We start from the raw sequence: 16,249 nt of genomic DNA on the forward strand, positions 1-16,249 counted from the left end.
CCCTATCCACATCAACGGTTGGTGAAGCACTGGGCGGCAAGTCGGATGTCAGCCCGCTTGGCGACAGCCGGTCTGATGGCAGCAGGCCTGCTGCTGAGCCCAACCTCCATGGTCGCGGCGGCGACGCCTGCGGCCGACGGTGTCGACCCCGCAGCCCTCGATAACCTGCTGCACCAGGACTGCGGGTCCTGCCACGGCATGACCTTGAAGGGAGGGCTTGGCCCCCCCCTCACCAGCGAGCGACTGTCTGCCTATGACACCGACACGCTGACCACGCTTATCCTCGATGGCCTGCCCGGCACCGCCATGCCGCCATGGCGTGGCGTGCTGTCCCCGCAGCAGGCCCACTGGATCGCTGAAGCCCTGAAGCATCAGCCTGCTGCTCCCCAGGAGTCTCCATGACCACCACGCTTTCCCGCTTCGGGCACGGCTCCCAACGTGACGCGAGCACCGTGACTGCGTCACCGGCGCCCACGTCACCCACCGCCCTGTCGCCCGCCTTATCCATCGCATGGCGGAGTTGTCGCGCCATGCTGTCGCTTGGTCTGATGCTTGGTCTGGTGCCTGGCCTGCTGTTGGGCTCGGGATTTGCCATGGGACAGGATCTTCCCGAGGACACCATGTCGACCCACACGACCGACTCGCTTGGCACGTCACCTTCCCCCGCTGCACTGCCAGAAGACACCGGCTCCTGCCAGCTGCGTGCCACCGGAGGACTCGGCGTAGTGGTGGAGCGGGCAGATGGCCGACTGGCGCTGGTGGACCGCCGCGCACACAAGGTGATTGATCGCATCGAGGGGCTTGGGGATCTGTCCCATGCCTCGGTGAAGTTCTCCAGTGACGAGCGCTACGCCTATGTGTTCGGGCGTGATGGCGGGCTGACCAAGGTGGACCTGCTGTGCGCACGTATCGCCGCCCGGGTCATTCAGTCAGGCAACAGCATTGGCGGCGCGATATCCCAGGACGGGCGCATCGTGGCGGTGGCGAACTATGAGCCCGGCGGGGTCAAGCTGTTCGACTCGGATAGTCTGACGCTGCTGGCCGAGGTCCCGGCACGCTATCCATCAGGCGGTCAGCACAATGATCAGCACAACAGCGGTCAGCACAACAGCGGTCATGAAGCCCTGTCGAAGGTGGTCGGTCTGGTGGATGCGCCAGGACACCGCTTCGTCTACAGCCTGTGGGAGGCAGGCGAGATTCAGATACTCGACACAACGCCCCTGGCCAGCGGAGACGCGCCCACCGTCACCCGCTTTACGCAGATCGGTGACCGACCCTACGACGCCTTGATCGACCCTATCGGCCGCTACTATGTGGCGGGACTGTTCGGCGAGGACCACCTGGCCCGACTCGACCTGTGGCATCCGGAGCGCGGGGTCGAGCCGGTGCTTTCCGGCTACCGTCAGGGCGACGAGTCACTGCCGGTCTACAAGATGCCACACCTGGAAGGCTGGACCATCGCCAACGATCACGCCTGGTGGCCGGCGGTAGGCCGCCATGAGGTGCTGATGGCCAGTCTCGATGACTGGCAGCTCGAACGCCGTATCGCGGTACACGGCCAGCCAGTGTTTGTCATGAGTCGCCCGGACCAGCGACAGCTGTGGGTCAACTTCGCCTATCCGGATAACGACATGGTCCAGGTCCTCGACAGCGAGAGCGGAGATGTCATCAGGTCACTGACGCCAGGCCAGGCCGTGCTGCATATGGAGTTCAGTCCCCGCGGCGACGAGGTGTGGATCTCGGCCCGTGACTCCGACCAGGTGGTGGTCTATGACACCGCCACCTTCGAGCTTCTGGCGACTCTCGATATCGCCTCACCGAGCGGCATCTTCTTCACCGACCGCGCCCATCGCATCGGCCTGTAGGCACAGGAGACAAGGCATGCCGAGTCGCCCCCTGTCACTGGACAGCAACGATAACCACCCGCCGTCCGCCTCTCACTCGCAACAGCGTCGGGTTCTGCTGCTGTATGCCCTGATGCTGGGCAGCGCCATGGCGGTGGTGACGGCCCCTGTCTGTGCCCTCGTGGCGCATCTGTGGCTGCTGCTGCGACGTCCCGCCACTGCCCTGCTGGTCAGTCATCTGCGCTTTCAGCTGGCGACCTTCTGGTATGGCGTCGCGGCTGGCCTGGTGGGGCTTGGCCTGTGGCAGCTGATCGGTACTGCCAGTGAAGCCCTGGCGCTGAACGGACGTGTCGGCTGGGCCTATGGCTATACAGGTATTACCCTGGCGCTGATCTGGATGGTGGGACGCTGCGCCCTCGGCATTCGCCGACTGTTGGCGCAGCAAGCGATTCCGTGCCCATGGTCGCCATGGCTTGGGGGCTGTCGCATTCGCTTCACCGACGCGCCGCCACACTGATACGTCATGGCGAACCTCAAGCGACGGCGTGATATCGAAGGCCCCAGCGATAAGCGTCCCAGCGCTATGCCCAATCCGGGTTGGGGCCCGCTATCGGGCCTGCCTGGCAACCCGCTGATGTGGGTGTTGATCCTCAGCGAGCTGCTGGTCTTCGCGGCCTTCTTCGGTGTGTTTGCCTGGCACCGTGCGAACGCACCGCAGTCCTTCTTGCTCGGCCAACAGCATCTCGCGCCGCTGATCGGCGGTCTCAATACCCTGGTATTGCTCACCAGCGGCCTGGCCGCAGCGCTGGCCGTCGATGCCTCCCGACAACCACCTTCTGCGCGACAGCGACGCCGCACCCGTCAGCGGCTCTGGATCGCCATGGCGCTGGGTATCCTGTTCTGCGTAATCAAGGCTTTCGAATATCACCTCGAGTTCTTTACCAGCCCAATACCCAATAGCGTCACCTTCTTCACTTTCTATATCGGTCTGACCGGTTTTCATGCGGCACACGTCATGTTTGGTCTATGCCTGCTGGCCATCGCCGCCTGGCGCCCACACCCCCATACGGTGGAGACCGTCGCTGCCTTCTGGCACATGGTGGACCTGATCTGGGTGCTGCTTTATCCGCTGCTGTACCTGGTGAGATGACGCCATCGACACCCGTACCGAAGGGACCACGACCATGCACCACGACCTGCAACGACGCCGCTGGCGAACCTGGGCGCTACTGATGCTGATGACGCTGCTGGCCATGGCCAGTAGCGCCCTGCATCGGGGCGAGTTGCCCTGGTGGGGCCTGACGCTGGTGATCGGCGCCAGCCTGATCAAGGCGCAACAGATCCTGGCGAACTACCTCGACCTGCGTATTGCCCCTTCCGCCTGGCGCGGCGGACTCTTGATCATGGTCGGCGTGATGGGCCTTTGCCTCGCGGCGGCGGGCTTGCTGCCGCGCTGGCTGGCAATGGGATGATGCGGCCTCGCTGCCAAGCCCCCCGCCAAAAACAGCCCCGACTGAAACAGACCCGCCCGAAACAGACCTGCCCGAAACAGACAAAACACGACCAACACCCAAGGAGCCATGATGAACAAGGCCGTGGAAGTTGACATGACCTTCGAGGATGACCCGAGCGAGACCATCCGCCTGATCGCGGTGATCGACGAACACGGCGACCTGACCTCCGAGCAGGTCTACGGCTACGCTCGCGACCACGCAGAAGAAGCGCTGGTCACCTACCCCTTCGTGCTGGATCGCCAGAGCGATGACCACTACCAGATCCAGTGGGGTTACGGTGACTGCACCCAGAGTGCCCTGAACTTTTCGTCCCCGGCAGTGCTGCTGGGACAGCGCGTGCTGAGAACCGACATCTATCGCCACGACAGCGCCCAGTTTGCCTATGAAATAGTGGGTATCCGGGACCTCGTCCGCTAGCCAGTGAATCGCTGCTCCAGATAGCGCCACGCGTTAAGGGTCAACCAGATCACCACGGGGACCAGCGGCATCAGCAGTACTCCCCAGTCTCGGTGGTGGATCAGCCAGGCCAGCGGCGTCAGCAACGTCACTGCCAGTGCCAGGCCGGCTGCCAACGCCAGCCGATGGCGTAGTGCACTCCCTCTGCGGTGGTTCCTGTCGTGGTGGCTGGCATCGCTGCGAACGTCACTCATTGCGCCACCAGCTGGCGATAGATGCCCGGCAGCGCAAGCGCCAGATGTTCCGGCCGCGGCACGATAGCGTAGCCCGAACGGCCGAAGATACGGCTCAGGTAGCGGCTCGCCTCGCGATCGATGGTCACCGCGAACACCCGCACCCCGTCGCGCATGGCCTCGCGCACGGCATGGCGGGTGTCCTCGATGGCGTATCGTCCCTCGTAATAGTCGGTATCGTTCGGCTTGCCGTCGGTCAGCACCAGCACCAGGCGGTGTCGACGAGGATGGTCCACCAGCCCCTTCGTCAGATGGCGGATTGCCGGTCCCATGCGGGTATAGTGCCCCGGCGTCAGCGCCGAAATGCGGCGTTCGACAGGCTCTCCCATGGGCTCATCAAAGCCCTTGAGCTGGCGCACCCAGACCCTGTGGCGGCGCTGGGAAGTAAAGCTATGAATACTGACATCGTCGCCACAGTCGGCGATGCCATGTCCCAGCACCATCAGTGCTTCCTGGGCCACGTCGATGACCCGACGGCTATCGAGCCAGGCATCGGTGGAGAGCGATACGTCGATCAGGATCGACACCGCCAGATCCCGCCCCTGGGGCTTGGCATCGACGAACAGCCGATCGCTGGCCTGGCTCCCTGCCGCCAGGTCACAGCGACAGCGCACCAGTGCGTCAAGGTCCAGCTCGTCGCCCTCCGCCTGGCCTCTCAGCCACTCACGCCGCGGCCTGAGCGCCTCGAACTGTCGGCGCACCTTGCGCACCCGTCGAGACGCCTGCTGATCCCCTTGCCAGGGCTCGGCCTCGTCGGTGGCGGGCTCGACGATCACCCGGCAGTGGTCCGCTAGCAGGCACCCCTTGCGGTAGTTCCACTCGGGGTACAGCACCTCATCAGGCTGGCTCGTTACCAGCGACTTGTCGGCAACGGCGTGGGGCGCCAGCTCAAGCGACATGTTCAAACGTGACGCCGCGCGCCGCTGGTGGCGACTCAAGGTGATCTCGTCGAGCTGGTCAGCGGCTTCCCGCGCGGCCTCTTCGTCCTCATCCTCCAGCTGACGGTTGACGTTGACCATCTCCGCCCAGGACAGCATCTTCTCCGAGGCATTCAACATCAGCGGATCGTCCCTTTCCGCCTGGTCCTGATAACGTCGCTCGGCCTTGCGCTTGGCACCTTCCACCTCGACCGCCTTGGGCAAGGCTGACGCATCGTCGCGGTCCTCGTCGTCGTCACTCGCTCCCGCTAGGGTCATGGGGCTCAGTGCCTCGCCCCATAACGGCAGTGGCAGGTAGTGACGATAGCCCTTGGGTGCCCGCACCTCAGGGCAGGTCCCTGCAGCGCCGTGCTGGAGCCAGTCCCCCCAGGGCGGCGCCTCACCAGCGTCATCCCCCAGCAGGCGGCGAACCAGCGCCTCCACGGCGGCCTCTGCCGGTGGCAATCCACGGCGCTGAGGACGCGCCTTGAGTAGCGCCCGACAGAGTCGCGCGTGACGGGCGACGAACCCCGGATAGCGCGCCAGGGTGGCCTCGGTGCAGCGCCGGGCCTCAGCCAGCGACGCCAGGTCACGCACCAGAGGGTCCCTCGCGGCAGCGATGGGACGGGCCTCAGCCAGAAACATCACCAACCAGCGATACAGGTCCAGGTTCAGGGCGCTTTCAGGCAGCAGCGCCAGGCGCGGCGGCAGCAGCAGATGTTCGCTATCTCGTCGCGCCACCTCCAGCGCCTCTTCATCGAAACCCAGCCGCTGTCGCCACGACAGCCGGTGGCGAGAGGCACGCTTGCCGATGGCCTCGATGGTCAGGCCCGGGTCTCCCCCGCTGGCGCGAAACAGCACCCCCAGCGGGCGAGACAGCTCATCGAGGTGAACCGCCGCCTCGGCATACTCCGGGTAGCTCGCCGCGCGGGACGCCCAGCGGTGCCAGCGACGGCCCACGAACTCCTCGACCTCAAGAAACTCCAGCATGACAGCGGCTACCCGAACGTGGCGGTGACGACATCCTCGATGCCCTTCAGCACATCAGGATCGTCACTGAGAGGTTCCAGCAGCGTCGCCCGGGCGGCGTCCAGCACCGGCATACCGGCCTGGATCAAGCTGGCGCAGTAGATCAACAGGCGTGTCGAGACGCCCTCCTCCAGGTCCTGGCCCTTCATCGTCCTGAGCCGGGCGGCCAGGCTGACCAGCGCCTCGCAGCGCTGACGGGGCAGGCCGCTCTCCCGGGCTACGATGTCGACTTCGATCGATGCCGCGGGAAAGTCCAGCGAGATGGCCACGAAGCGCTGGCGCGTGCTGGGCTTGAGGGTCTTGAGAATATGCTGGTAGCCCGGGTTGTAGGACACCACCAGCATGAAATCATCCGGGGCCAAAAGCTGCTCGCCGGTGCGCTCCAGCGGCAGCAGGCGCCGGTCATCGGTCAGCGGATGCAGCACCACGGTCACGTCCTTGCGTGCTTCCACCACCTCATCCAGATAACAGATCCCACCGCCGCGAACCGCCCGGGTCAGGGGGCCATCGGACCACTCGGTTTCCCCACCCTTGAGCAGATAGCGCCCGGTCAGATCTGACGCCGTCAGGTCATCATGACAGGCCACCGTATGCAGCGGCAGGCCAAGCCGCGCTGCCATGTGACGCACGAAACGCGTCTTGCCGCAGCCCGTGGGCCCCTTGAGCATCAGCGGCAGCCGCTGGCGATAGGCATGCTCGAACAGCGCGACTTCGTTACCCTGGGGTTGGTAGAACGGTACGCTGTCAGCGGCCAGGCTGCGCGGCTGTGGTGCGAGTAGTGGTGAGAGTAGTGGTGAGAGTGAAGCGTGAGTCATCAAGGGGGTCCTCCAGACATTCGAGGCCGCCCTAAGACGGCCTCAATGCGGGTCAGGCAGCAGACAGTGTCGAGCCCGCCGCCGTGCCACGGCGAATCGGCCCGAACAAGGCATAGAGCAGTAGCGCCGCGCCCACCACCACAGCGATACCGGTGCCCAGGCGCATGGCGTAGAACAGGCCGAGCTGGTCCTGCACCTCCATGTAGTTCATTCCCAGCACCCGCTGCAGATGGGTCTGCACCGCACCGGCAAAGGTCAGGGTGAAGGTCATGAAGCACATGGCCGACGTCAGAATCCAGAAGCCCCACATATTGAGCACCTGGTGGAAGGGCTGAGTCCGGCGCAGCTGCGGCATGGCATAGCTGATCACCCCGAGGATCAGCATCACGTAGGCGCCATAGAAGGCCAGATGGCCATGGGCTGCCGTCACCTGAGTGCCGTGGGAGTAGTAGTTGATGAACGACAGGGTATGCATGAAGCCCCACACCCCGGCGCCGAAGAAGGCCACCGTCGGGCATCCCATGGTCCACAGCATGGCCGCCTTGTTGGGGTGATTGCGCGAGCCCTTCCAGAACATCACAAAGGAGAACACCACCATGGCGAAGAACGGAATCACCTCAAGGGTCGAGAAGATGCTGCCGATGGGCTGCCAGTAGCTGGGGGTGCCGATCCAGTAGTAGTGGTGTCCGGTGCCGAGCAGCCCCGAGAACAGCGACAGACCGACGATGACGTACAACCACTTCTCGATCACCTCGCGGTCCACCCCGGACATCTTGATCAGCAGATATCCCAGCAGCGACGCCATGATCAGCTCCCACACGCCTTCCACCCAGAGATGCACCACCCACCACCAGTAGACCTTGTCCACCGACAGGTTGCCCGGGTTGTAGAATGCGAACAGCCAGAACACCGCGGCCAGCCACAGGCCGAGCATCAACACCAGGTTGATGGTGGTCTTGCGGCCCTTGAGCAAGGTCATGCTGGTGTTATAGAGAAAGATCAGGAAGGACACCGTGATCAGCACCTTGACGAAGAACGGCTGCTCGAGAAATTCACGCCCCTCATGGATCCCCAGCTGGTAGCACGCCAGGGCGGCGACGCCCGCGACCACGAAGATGCCCAGCTGAAGATAGGCCAGCATCGGACTATGGATCTCCCGTTCAGCCTCTTCCGGCATCAGGTAGTAGGTACAGCCCATAAAGCCGATCAACAGCCACACAATCAGCAGGTTGGTATGGCTAACCCGGATCACGTTAAACGGCATGACCTGGGCCAGAAAATCAGGAAACACATAGACCACTGCGGCCATGATGCCAAACACGACCTGCAGGGCAAACAGCCCCATGGCGACCAGAAAGAAGGCGTAGGCCACCTTCTGCGTTTCATATTTCATGTTGCATATCCCTCCAGGATTATCCCTCTCTCGACCCCATCTCGTGACTGCCGACCACTGGCTGGCATAGCCAGAGGCTGCTACCCGGACTCATGGGGTGGCCAGTTCTGGTCATCGATGGCATCGGTCCATTGAAGGAAGTCGATCAACGACGTCATTTCTTCGTCGCTAAGGTCAAAGTGCGGCATCTTTCGACGACCGGGGATCGCTAGCGGCTGTGCGCGCATCCAGGCAGCCAGCCCCGCTCTAGCAGCCTCTGGGTTGTCACGTCCCTTGTAGCGTGTCCATACATTGGAAAGCTCTGGTGCGAAATAGGCCCCCTCACCCATGATGCTGTGGCAGTTGATACACATGTTCTTCTCCCAGACATGCTTGCCTGCCCTCACCGAATCGGTGAGAGGGAGGGCACTGGTAGACTCCTTCACGATGTACCAGTGACTATGCGCCGTCAGAGCTACAAAGATCAGGAAGAAAAACAGTGAGCCACCATAGAAGATGTTGCGTGCTGCAGATTTTGTCAGACCCTCGGCCATGACGACGCCTCCTCATTGTTTTGGCCCATGGCGCCGAAAAGACAGACCTCCATGGCGCCGATATTCATTGTATGAAGAGGAGAGACTTTATACCTGACAAAAACACTCGGAATATGACGTGCATCACCCATTTTATCGATTGATTCGCCCTATCAACCACTTAATTAAGTGACGTTATTCACCCTTTTTTGGCAGAGAGATACGCCTACTTCATGGAGACAATGCCGTTACCATGAACACTGAAAGAAAAGCATTGATACAGCTCAAAGACGAGCCGCCATCGGGTCATGAAAATGACGAAAACCAGGAGAGCATGCTGTGGCGATGAGCCGCCCCCAGCATGTAGAGAAACACCACAAGAGCCAGTGAGGCAGCGACGCTGCGTATCCAGAAAGGCAAGGTTGGCCGCATGGCCAGCATTCCAAGTCCGATATAGGCCAGCAAGGCCGTCAGCTTGGCGGCAAGCCAGGGTGTCTGGTGAGGCCACTGGGAAGTCGACACCATCAGCGCTACCCCTGCCGCCAGCAACAGGCTGTCCAGAACATGAGGAAGCTTTCTCATCGTGGGGGAGCCAACCGCTGGACCGTCCTGCATGGCGCGACACCAGCGCCAGGCGAAGAACAGCACGCTGGTCACGGCCAGCGTCACATGCAGCGATTTCATGAACAGATAGAGGCTTGCCGACATGCTGCTAGCCCATCTGACCGTCGAGGCGAGGCGCGCTCAGTATCGGCAGGTAGTGCAGCAGGAACAGTCCATAGCCGGCGCACCAGCAGACAATACTGGCGCTGTAGACCCAGTGGGTTACCGAAGGCCATAGCGCCAACAGCAGCGAGCGTGACAGTCCGGCGATGACCAGAAGACCCAGGGCCACGCCAACCCCTGGCAGGCAGCGCATGGGACGGCCTGTATGTCCCAGCGACACGCGGCACATCATCGACAGCATCATGGTCCCCATGGCGCCCACCGTGATGGCGTGAATGCCCAGCTCCACGCGGCCGACACCGAACAGCCCGAACGCCCACAGCAGCAGTCCCAATGGGACAAAGGCATAGCTCAGGTGCAGACTCCACAACAGCGGCTCCCGTGCGGTGGCCACCCCTTGCCAGCGGATCAGACGCAGCGGGTGAAGCACTGCCGCCAACAGCAGAATACTGGCCAGCAGGGCATCAGGCAGCTCAATGCCAAACGTCCGGGCCAGCTGCAGCAGCACCGCCACGGCCAGACTGCCCAGTGCCGCACCTTCCAGCCATCCCAGCGCCGGTCGTCGCTTGAGTCCCATGCGGTTGGCGGTGAACATCGGGATGACCCTCCCCCCCAGCACGGCCATGATCAACGTGACCAGCATGACCGCCAGGTAAGAGGACTGACGGACCAGCTCCGGGTCTCCCCGAGCAACGCCCAGGTGACTGCCCAGATTGGCCCCGGCCAGAATCGCCAGCACCGGGATAAAGACCAGATTACGCCAGCGCCTGGCTCTGATGACCATCACCGCCATCACCGCACAGACCAGCACAAGAAAACCGACGTCCAGCGCCACTACCAGGGGCTCGGGCAAGCCGGGAAACGCTAGCCCTAGCCTCGCCACCAGCCACAGCGCTACAAGCCCGAGCAGTGGACCACCGTGCAGACCACGCAGTCCCGTCCAGGTCTGCACCGCGGTCAACAGAAAACCCGAGACCACCGCGGCCACCACGCCAAACAGCATTTCGTGCTGGTGCCACCACAGCATGCCCGCCCGGGGCGACAGCAGGAACACGCCGTGCCAGTAGCCCAGCCACAGCAGCAGCGACAGCAGGCTGAATGCCGCCGCCAGCAAGAAGAAGGGACGAAAGGCAAGGCGTGCCAGCGGCAGGCGATCGGCAATGGAGGACATGACAAGTACCCGAGTAAAGCCGTTGGTCTTGTCCAGTCTGGCCCGCTTTGGCTATCGCCACCATGATGCACATCAAAGGCACTGCTGATGCCACGCCAACCTTCCCCCTGCTGGCCGCCTCCAGATAGCAGCCTCGCTAGTGCCTCCGGGCGCCCCTCAGGCCTTCAGCCCCAGCCGCTTGGCCAGCCGGTGCAGGTTGCCCGGGTCCATGCCCAGCCGACGCGCCGTTCCGGCCCAGCTCTGCTCCATGGCCAGGGCCTGGCTGATGCAATCGCGCTGGAACTCGTCCGTCGCCTGCCTGAGCGGCAATAGGTCATGTGCTGTCCCACGTTGAGCACTCACCTGCTCATCGAGGTGGGCGGCTGAGCGCGTCAGTGGAGGTGTCTTCAGTCCAAGGTGGACGGTATCGATACGCAGGCTTCTGCGTCGTGCATCCGGTGACGCCAGCCGGTCCACCTCGGCCATCGCCAGCAGCGACGCCCTGGCCAGCAGGGACTCCAGCTCACGCACGTTGCCCGGCCAGTGCCATGCAAGCAGTGCTGCCCGCGCCTGGTCGCTCAGGCGCAGATTGCCGACGCCAAGTCGCACCCGGTTTTGCTCGAGAAAATGTCCGGCCAGCAACATCACGTCATCCAGGCGCTGGCGCAGCGGCGGGACCTCAAGGGGAAAGGCGCTGAGCCGATGATAGAGGTCTTCACGAAAGCGCCCCTGGATCACCTCCTGGGCCAGATCCCGGTTGGTCACCGCTACCACCCTGACGTCGACATGGCGCAGCTGATCGCTGCCCAGGGGCTGAATCTCCCCTTCCTGCAGCACCCGCAGCAGCTTCGGCTGCAGCTCCAGAGGCAGTTCTCCCACTTCATCCAGCACGAGGGTGCCACCGTCGGCCATCTGAAAGTGGCCTTTGTGATCGCTCACCGCCCCGGAGAAGGCGCCGCGCCGGTGGCCGAACAGGGTACTTTCGATCAGTGACGCAGGTAACGCCGCACAGTTCACCACCACCAAGGGGCCCCCGGCGCGGCGCGAACCATGATGCAGGGCGTGGGCGATGCGCTCCTTACCGACACCGGTTTCCCCGTGCACCAGCACGCTCATGTCGGTAGCTGCCACCAGTTCGACCGACGCCATCAGCTTGCGCATGGTGGCGCTGCGCCAGCCCACCAGGCGCTGGTTGCGATGGCTCTCAGGAGCATGGTTCAGGGCCAGCTGCAAACGCGCACTGTCCAGACGCTGCGACAGGCGCAGGCAGGTGCCCAGTAGCTCGGCAGCGGCCAGCAGTCCCTCGTCATCCAAGTCGGCGAGGGCGCCCGGTGTCAGCGCGTCCAGGGTCAGCATGCCGATCAGCTCGCCACCATCGCGCAGCGGAACGCCCAGGCAATCATGCACCGGGGTCAGGCCGTCATCCAGCAGGCCATCATAGGGATCGGGTAACCCACAGTCGGCAGCGAAGCGACAGACCCCGGGCGCCTTGGCGATAGCTTCCAGGCGAGGATGGTCCTGGAGAACAAAGGTTCTGCCCGCGACCCCTTCAGGCAGGCCCTGAATCGCCACGGGTCGAAGCCCGGGCCCGTGTACGACCAGCAAGGCACTGGCGTCCGCCGACGTTCTCGCCACCAGCGAGCGCAGCACGCCCTGCCAGGCCTCGGCGAGCTCAGGCCCCTGTTGGTCACCCAGCCGCTGCAACAGTCCGCGCAGCTGTTGAAGAAAATCGACCACCCGCATTGTCCTTTTGACATGACCAGTGTCAAAAAGATAGCAACAACCTTGTCGATATGACACTAGGCAACATTCGCTTGCCCCTCGATCGCGCTCGTCCTGCCCGCCCCAGCCTGCCCTAGCCCGCCCCAGCCCGCATTCTCGCTGGCGATCCTGCCAGGGCCGCGGCAAGTTGGCGCACCCATGACGCCTGGGCACGCCCCTTGCTCCTGAGACATCAGGCAGAGGGAGCCTGACGCGTCACCAGGTTGTTGATCTTAAAACGCGCAGCGCTCTTGATCTTAAAACGCGCAGCGCTTCAGCAAGGGCGCGAACGGCCACCCTCCGACCCGCTGCGACAGCCTGGCTGACCACCTCGCCAGGACTGCGACTAGTCCGCAGCGAGCCAAGCCTCCGATACGACAGCGCCAAGACGCCAAGATGAAGGATGCACGGCACCTTCGTCACCCCATTTCCCTGACAGGACCTACCATGACCACAGCTGCCCAAGACGCCATCATCAATGCTACCGCCCCGCTGGTCGCCGAGCATCTGGACGCCATTACTGCCCGCTTCTACCCGCTGATGTTCGAGCGCTACCCAGAGGTCAAGGCGGTGTTCAACCAGGCCCATCAGGCCGACGGCGGCCAGCCCAAGGCCCTGGCACGGGGAGTGCTCGCCTACGTGGGGCTGCGCCAGCAGCCCGAGGCGGTTCTCCAGCAGATGCAATCCGTCATCAGCAAGCATGTCTCGCTGGGCATCCAGCCCGAGCAGTACCCCATCGTCGGCGAGTGCCTGATGGCCGCCATCGGCGACGTCCTGGGCGATGCCGTCACCGCCGAGATCGCTGAAGCCTGGGGAGCCCTGTATGGCGACCTGGCCGAGCTGCTGATCGCGGCAGAGGCCGAGCGCTATCAGGCCTTCGCTGGCCGCCCCGGTGGCTGGCAGGGCCTGCGCGAGTTTCGCATTGCCCATATCCAGCGCGAGTGTGAGGTCATTCGCTCCTTCATCCTGGCACCTTGCGATGGTCAGCCGGTCGCCGATGCGCTGCCGGGTCAGTACATCGGACTGCAACTGCGCATCGACGGCGAGACCGTCCACCGCCATTACAGCCTGTCCGGCAGCCCCAACGGCTGCGATTACCGCATCTCGGTCAAGCAGGAGCCAGGCGGACGGGTCAGCAACTACCTGCACCAGCAGATGCAGGTTGGCGACACCCTGGCGCTGCTGCCTCCCGCCGGAGAGTTGACGCTGGACAATAGTGATAGGCCGGTGATGCTGATCAGCGGTGGCGTGGGCCAGACGCCGATGCTGCCGCTGGCACGCCAGGCGCTCAGCCAGGGCCGCCGGCTGTGCTATGTCCATGCGGCACGGGACATCCACCACCACGCCTTTCGCAGCGAAGTGGACGCCCTGGTGAGGGAGTACCCGACGCTGATGACGCGGATCTGTGCCTATGATCATGGAGACGACGGTGATATCACGGGACGCCTTGAACAGGCTCTGCTCGCCCGACTGCTGCCGGGTGCCGATACCCAGTGCTATTTTGTCGGCCCTGGGCCCTTCATGAGTGCCATCGACAGCCACCTGGCCGCCCTGGGTATTGCCCCTGAGCAGCGCCACTACGAGCACTTTGGTCCCTCGCGCCCGCTGCACGCGGCCTGACCCCTGTCGATCTTCGTCACCGTCGCTTTAGCACCGTTGCGTTAGCGCCAAAGCGCTATCAACAAAGCTTCCTCTGCGACGCCGTCATCCATAAAAAAGCCGCGCTCTGGGATCAGAGCGCGGCCTGCTGGCAGATACAAGACGGCGACGGTGCCTGGACCAGCGCCTCAAGCGTGCTGACGGGCTTCCGGCTTTCTTATCACCATGAAGTAATAGAACACGCCGGTCAGTGCCAGGAAGAACAGACTGTCTGGACTGGTAAGGAAGATCAGCGGATTGCCGTCAGACAGCGACAGTGAGCGCCGACAGTACTCCTCCAGGCTCGGCCCCAGCACAAAGCCCAGCAACAGGCAGGCCACCGGGTAGCCCTGGCGCCGCAGCAGGAAGGCCAGCACGCCGAATACCAGGGCAAGGCCCATCTGGAACACCGAATAGGTCGCCACATAGCAGCCCACCAAGGCCACTACGGCAATACTGGCGTACAGCACGTCGCGCCGGATGGAGACGATGCGCACGAAATACGGCCCCAGCACGTACAGGGTCAGGGGCACCAGCACCAGCGCAGATACCAGCAGGGCCATGAACATCGGTGCCACCAGCGCTAGCTGGCTGTCGAGGAACTGTGGCCCCGGCTGCAGGCCGTTGACCACCAAAACCCCCAGCACAATGGCGGTGGTCGGGTCACCGGGAATGCCGAACGACAGCATCGGCACGAAGGCCCCGCTGCACATCGCATTATTGGCCCCTTCCGCGGCGGCGATACCTTCTACCGAGCCCTTGCCATACTTCTCCGGGTGGCGTGAGCTGCGCATGGACTCTGCGTAAGCCACGAAGGCCGCCATGGAGCCTCCCGCACCGGGCAATACACCGACGCTGTAGCCGATCATGGCCGACTTGAGATAGCGATAGAGACCGATCTCGCGCACCTCTTTCCACGGTGGAATAAAGTCGCGGCGGCGAATGGCGCTGGCCTTGATCGCATCCCGCTCGACGGTACGCTTGGCACGATTCTGCGACTGCACCAACAGCTCGCTGACGGCAAAGGCGCCGATGACCAGCGGCATGATGTCGATGCCCTGCATCAGTACCCCAGTACCAAAGGTGAAGCGGGTAATCGGCTGCATCACGTCGATGCCGACAGTGGCCACCATCACCCCCAGGGTGGTCGCGACCAGCCCCTTGGAGATGGCCCCGCGCTGAGAGATCACGATCACGATCAGCGCAAAGGCAATCAGCGAGAACTTGCCGGGGGTACGAATCAGCAGCGCGGCATCCGTTGCCAGGGGTGCCATGACCATCAGCAGCAGAGCCCCGATGGCGCCACCGATCATCGACGCCAGCGCCGCGTGCCCCAGCGCCTTGGCGCCCTGGCCGCGCTGCTGCAACGGATAGCCCTCGATCGCCGTCATCATCGAGGCCGGGGCGCCGGGAATATTGATGGTCGTCGCGGTGATGCTGCCGCTGCACATCCCGGCCATGAAGATGCCCGCACAGGCCACCAGCGCGGCGGTGATATCAAGGCTGTAGGTCAACGGCAGCAGCAGCGCAATGGCCAGCATCGAGGTCAGCCCCGGCACCGCACCAAAGAAGGTACCGATCAGGTAGCCACCGATCAGATAGGGCAGGATATCCGGCTGCATCAGCACCGCGAAGCCCTTGGACAGTTCGATCAGGTAATCCATGCCGTCACCTCCACAGCGTCGGCAGACGCACCTGGAACACCAGCTCGAACAGGGCGTATCCCAGCAGCGCGATGACCACCGCCACCAGCGCCTTGAAGCCCAGGCTGCGAAGCGCAGGACGGCCCGCGCCAAAGATCAGCATCATGGCGAAGGCGTAGGCAAAGGTAGAAAGAAAGTAGCCGACGCTGGCAAACAGACTGATATAGAGACCGGTCGCCAGGGTCACCGCCAGGGCGCCCTGCCAGATTGATGCCGGTGCCGGCTCGCCCGAAGTCGCCGCTTGAGTCGCCTCTTGGGTCGCCTCCTGGTCAGACTCGCTCATCGGGGCCTCGTCCTCTGCGCTGTCACCGTCAGCGTGGCGGTCGGCACGCACGACGAATGCCAGCGCCAGCAGCATGACAATGCCCAGAAGCACCGGAAAGAACGACGCGGTCAGGGCACCATTATGCAGTGGTGGCGCAATCTTGAAGGCCTCGACCAGATAGACCAGGGTCAGCGCCAGCAGGCAGGCGACAACGCCTCGCCGCCCACCCAGCCAACCTCCCGCCCGTAGCAGCAGTTTCATGGCAACATCCTCACAAGGGTTGCCGCCGGCGC

At 63.6% G+C, this 16,249-nt stretch carries 17 protein-coding genes; 7 read left to right on the plus strand and 10 right to left on the minus strand.

Annotated elements, in window-relative coordinates; genetic code table 11:
• The first annotated feature begins 45 nt into the window (after positions 1 to 45).
• From KUV45_RS00515 to KUV45_RS00540, 6 genes are all read left to right on the plus strand, one after another.
• A complete protein-coding gene (locus KUV45_RS00515) occupies positions 46 to 402 on the plus strand; it encodes a cytochrome c (RefSeq protein ID WP_224851948.1) in 357 nt (118 codons plus the stop codon).
• Complete coding sequence (locus tag KUV45_RS00520) at positions 399 to 1,865, plus strand: cytochrome D1 domain-containing protein (RefSeq protein ID WP_308126686.1); 1,467 nt, start codon at positions 399 to 401, stop codon at positions 1,863 to 1,865. Before KUV45_RS00515 ends, KUV45_RS00520 begins: the two co-directional genes overlap by 4 nt.
• A 16-nt stretch (positions 1,866 to 1,881) precedes the next feature.
• Positions 1,882 to 2,361: a hypothetical protein gene (locus KUV45_RS00525; RefSeq protein ID WP_222162427.1), complete on the plus strand. Its 480-nt coding sequence runs from the start codon at positions 1,882 to 1,884 to the stop codon at positions 2,359 to 2,361.
• Positions 2,362 to 2,367: 6 nt separating this feature from the next.
• The gene (locus KUV45_RS00530; RefSeq protein ID WP_222162426.1) at positions 2,368 to 2,994 is read left to right on the plus strand and encodes a cytochrome c oxidase subunit 3; all 627 of its coding nucleotides are present in this window, start codon (positions 2,368 to 2,370) and stop codon (positions 2,992 to 2,994) included.
• Positions 2,995 to 3,028: 34 nt separating this feature from the next.
• Positions 3,029 to 3,316, plus strand: coding sequence for a cytochrome C oxidase subunit IV family protein (locus tag KUV45_RS00535; protein WP_222162425.1), 288 nt, complete (start codon positions 3,029 to 3,031; stop codon positions 3,314 to 3,316).
• Between the two features lie 111 nt (positions 3,317 to 3,427).
• Positions 3,428 to 3,775 (plus strand): hypothetical protein, encoded by a 348-nt coding sequence (locus KUV45_RS00540; protein ID WP_222162424.1) that lies wholly within the window; start codon positions 3,428 to 3,430, stop codon positions 3,773 to 3,775.
• On the opposite strand, the gene KUV45_RS00545 is transcribed toward KUV45_RS00540, so the two are convergent.
• The 8 genes from KUV45_RS00545 to norR all read right to left on the minus strand — a co-directional run bounded on the left by KUV45_RS00545 (position 3,772) and on the right by norR (position 12,332).
• Positions 3,772 to 4,008 (minus strand): hypothetical protein, encoded by a 237-nt coding sequence (locus tag KUV45_RS00545; RefSeq protein WP_222162423.1) that lies wholly within the window; start codon positions 4,006 to 4,008, stop codon positions 3,772 to 3,774. The genes KUV45_RS00540 and KUV45_RS00545 overlap by 4 nt on opposite strands.
• Complete coding sequence (locus tag KUV45_RS00550) at positions 4,005 to 5,954, minus strand: nitric oxide reductase activation protein NorD (protein ID WP_222162422.1); 1,950 nt, start codon at positions 5,952 to 5,954, stop codon at positions 4,005 to 4,007. The genes KUV45_RS00545 and KUV45_RS00550 overlap by 4 nt, the downstream gene beginning before the upstream one ends.
• A gap of 8 nt (positions 5,955 to 5,962) precedes the next feature.
• Complete coding sequence (locus tag KUV45_RS00555) at positions 5,963 to 6,808, minus strand: CbbQ/NirQ/NorQ/GpvN family protein (RefSeq protein ID WP_222162421.1); 846 nt, start codon at positions 6,806 to 6,808, stop codon at positions 5,963 to 5,965.
• Between the two features lie 52 nt (positions 6,809 to 6,860).
• The gene (locus KUV45_RS00560) at positions 6,861 to 8,201 is read right to left on the minus strand and encodes a cbb3-type cytochrome c oxidase subunit I (RefSeq protein WP_206943770.1); all 1,341 of its coding nucleotides are present in this window, start codon (positions 8,199 to 8,201) and stop codon (positions 6,861 to 6,863) included.
• Positions 8,202 to 8,281: 80 nt separating this feature from the next.
• Positions 8,282 to 8,734: a cytochrome c gene (locus KUV45_RS00565; protein WP_206943768.1), complete on the minus strand. Its 453-nt coding sequence runs from the start codon at positions 8,732 to 8,734 to the stop codon at positions 8,282 to 8,284.
• Positions 8,735 to 9,019: 285 nt separating this feature from the next.
• Positions 9,020 to 9,421 (minus strand): SirB2 family protein, encoded by a 402-nt coding sequence (locus KUV45_RS00570; protein WP_222162420.1) that lies wholly within the window; start codon positions 9,419 to 9,421, stop codon positions 9,020 to 9,022.
• Positions 9,422 to 9,425: 4 nt separating this feature from the next.
• Complete coding sequence (locus KUV45_RS00575) at positions 9,426 to 10,610, minus strand: NnrS family protein (RefSeq protein WP_222162419.1); 1,185 nt, start codon at positions 10,608 to 10,610, stop codon at positions 9,426 to 9,428.
• A gap of 156 nt (positions 10,611 to 10,766) precedes the next feature.
• Positions 10,767 to 12,332: a nitric oxide reductase transcriptional regulator NorR gene (norR, locus tag KUV45_RS00580; RefSeq protein ID WP_222162418.1), complete on the minus strand. Its 1,566-nt coding sequence runs from the start codon at positions 12,330 to 12,332 to the stop codon at positions 10,767 to 10,769.
• A gap of 465 nt (positions 12,333 to 12,797) precedes the next feature.
• Here norR and hmpA point away from each other — a divergent pair, with 465 nt between their 5' ends.
• The gene (gene hmpA, locus KUV45_RS00585) at positions 12,798 to 13,970 is read left to right on the plus strand and encodes an NO-inducible flavohemoprotein (RefSeq protein WP_222162417.1); all 1,173 of its coding nucleotides are present in this window, start codon (positions 12,798 to 12,800) and stop codon (positions 13,968 to 13,970) included.
• A gap of 167 nt (positions 13,971 to 14,137) precedes the next feature.
• Here hmpA and KUV45_RS00590 read toward each other — a convergent pair whose 3' ends face one another.
• Together KUV45_RS00590 and KUV45_RS00595 are read right to left on the minus strand one after the other, a co-directional pair.
• Complete coding sequence (locus KUV45_RS00590; RefSeq protein ID WP_206943756.1) at positions 14,138 to 15,652, minus strand: tripartite tricarboxylate transporter permease; 1,515 nt, start codon at positions 15,650 to 15,652, stop codon at positions 14,138 to 14,140.
• A gap of 4 nt (positions 15,653 to 15,656) precedes the next feature.
• Entirely contained in the window at positions 15,657 to 16,217 is a 561-nt protein-coding gene (locus tag KUV45_RS00595) for a tripartite tricarboxylate transporter TctB family protein (RefSeq protein WP_222162416.1), read from the minus strand.
• Between the last annotated feature and the right edge of the window lie 32 nt (positions 16,218 to 16,249).

The organism is Halomonas sp. DP3Y7-2, assembly GCF_019800795.1.
Taxonomy (GTDB): domain Bacteria; phylum Pseudomonadota; class Gammaproteobacteria; order Pseudomonadales; family Halomonadaceae; genus Halomonas; species Halomonas litopenaei_A.